Below are 2,048 nucleotides of genomic sequence, written 5' to 3'. Positions count from 1 at the left end.
TATCCGACGTGGCCACCGCACGCCACGCCATTGCCACCGGCAAGCTCGACATGGTCGGCATGACCCGCGCCCATATCGCCGATCCGCACATCATCAAAAAGGTGATGGAGGGCCGCGAGCATGAGATCCGCCCGTGCGTGGGCGCCACCTATTGTCTCGACCGCATTTATGAGGGCGGCGAAGCGCTTTGCGTCCACAATGCCGCGACTGGCCGCGAGGCCGAAATCCCGCATATCATCGTCAAGACCGAAGGACCGAAGCAGAAAATCGTGGTCATCGGAGCCGGCGCCGGCGGGCTGGAGGTTGCGCGGGTCGCAGCCGAGCGCGGCCACAAGGTGACGGTGCTTGAAGCATCGAGCCAGGCCGGCGGCCAAATTCGACTGGCGACGCAGAATCCGCGCCGCAAGGAGCTGATCGGTATCATCGACTGGCGGCTGGCTGAACTCGCCCGGCTCGGCGTCGAGATCCGCTACGACACCTGGGCGGAGAAGGACGATGTTCTGGCGCTGTCACCCGACGTGGTGGTGGTCGCCACCGGCGGCCTGCCGCAGAACCCGCCGCTGACGGCCGGCGACAATCTTGTCACCTCAAGCTGGGACATCATGGCCGGCAGCGTCAAGCCGGCCGAAAATGTACTGCTCTATGACGACAATGGCGGCCATCAGGGCATGGGCGCCGCCGAACTGATCGCCAATGCCGGCTCGAAACTCGAACTTGTCTCGCCCGAACGTTTCTTTGCCCCGGAAATGGGCGGCATGAACCATGTGCCGTACATGCGCGCCTTTCAGGAAAAGGGCGTCAGCATCACCATCAACACGCGGCTGCGTTCGGTGCGCCGCGAGGGCAACCAACTGGTCGCCGAACTGGCATCGGATTTCGCCGATGGCTGGCGCGGCGAGCGCAGGGTCGACCAGGTGGTGGTCGAGCACGGTACGTTGCCGCTCGATGATCTCTATCTCTCGCTGAAGCCTCTGTCGAAGAACGGCGGTGCGGTCGACTACGAACGGCTGGTGAGCGGTGGCGACATCTTCCCCAAGCGCAATCCAGAAGGCGGCTTTGTACTGTTCCGCATCGGCGACGCGGTCGCTTCGCGCAACATCCATGCCGCCATCTACGACGGCATCAGGTTCGGCTTGCGGATCTGAAATTGGGCGTTGCCAGGATCGGTGGCGCGCGGCCGGACCTGCGTACGAGAGCCCATGTACTTCGGTCTGGCCGCGCGCTCGCGCGTCATTGGCTCGTCGCCAGACAACGCACGATTCTGTGAGGGTGTGCCGCGTGGCGGCGTTCAAAACATTCTGGCGGTGGCCATGCACAGCACTGTCAGCACCAACAGCCCCCCGGCAATGCGCTCGCCTCTTGTCATCTTCGCGCGCAACTGCCTTTCCGTTGCCGCATCGGCACCGGCAAGCTGCCTGCTGGTTGAGCCTACCAGCGCGCCTTGCACGCCGGCGGCGATCAGGGCCGTCACGATGCCCAGCGCCAGCACCTTCTCCATCGAGCCGAAAACACCCTCGTGAAAGAAATACCAGAGCAGTATGCCGGTCAGGAAAACCAGGCCGGCAGCGCCCATTTGCGGCCGGAAGAACCGTTCCGCCCGGATGTCCGGGTCACGGCCGACCGCGATGGTCGTGCCCGCCCAGAATACGCCTGCCATGACATGAAGACCGATAACGACGATGTAGACATATTGCATGACCGGATTTCCTCTTTAGCCCGCCATCTCTAGATAATTAGATATCGAATGGTTAGATGTCAATATATAAGTCGTGCCAGTTCCATCCGTGCATGACACCGTCTAGGGTCCTGCAATGACACCCTTTGACCGCCCGCCAGTCGGCATGAATCTCGGACGAACCGCCAAGCTGGTTGCCCAGGCCTTCGATGCTGCCCTGGTCGAGGCTGGAGGTACATTGCCGATCTGGCTCACGCTGCTATCGGTCAAGTCGAGCAACCTTGCCAACCAGCGCGAGCTTGCCGGCATGATCGGTATCCAGGGCGCGACGCTGACCCATCATCTCAACGCCATGGAGGCGCAGGGCCTGCTG

Annotated in this window: 3 protein-coding genes; 2 read left to right on the top strand and 1 reads right to left on the bottom strand. The window is 62.6% G+C overall.

Annotated elements, in window-relative coordinates; translation table 11 throughout:
• A partial coding sequence (locus ENZ75_RS29990; protein WP_128278553.1) for an FAD/NAD(P)-binding oxidoreductase occupies nt 1-1,145 on the top strand: 1,145 nt, incomplete at its 5' end.
• 143 nt (nt 1,146-1,288) lie between these two features.
• On the opposite strand, the gene ENZ75_RS29985 is transcribed toward ENZ75_RS29990, so the two are convergent.
• The gene (locus ENZ75_RS29985) at nt 1,289-1,696 is read right to left on the bottom strand and encodes a hypothetical protein (RefSeq protein ID WP_063167732.1); all 408 of its coding nucleotides are present in this window, start codon (nt 1,694-1,696) and stop codon (nt 1,289-1,291) included.
• Between the two features lie 115 nt (nt 1,697-1,811).
• On the opposite strand from ENZ75_RS29985, the gene ENZ75_RS29980 reads away from it, so the two are divergent.
• On the top strand, nt 1,812-2,048 hold a 237-nt coding region (locus ENZ75_RS29980), incomplete at its 3' end, for a MarR family winged helix-turn-helix transcriptional regulator (protein ID WP_164778940.1).

This window comes from Mesorhizobium sp. M7A.F.Ca.CA.002.04.1.1 (assembly GCF_004022805.1).
GTDB lineage: Bacteria > Pseudomonadota > Alphaproteobacteria > Rhizobiales > Rhizobiaceae > Mesorhizobium > Mesorhizobium ciceri.
Note: the sequence above shows the minus strand (reverse complement) of the source record. Positions and strands in the feature narration are given on the sequence as shown.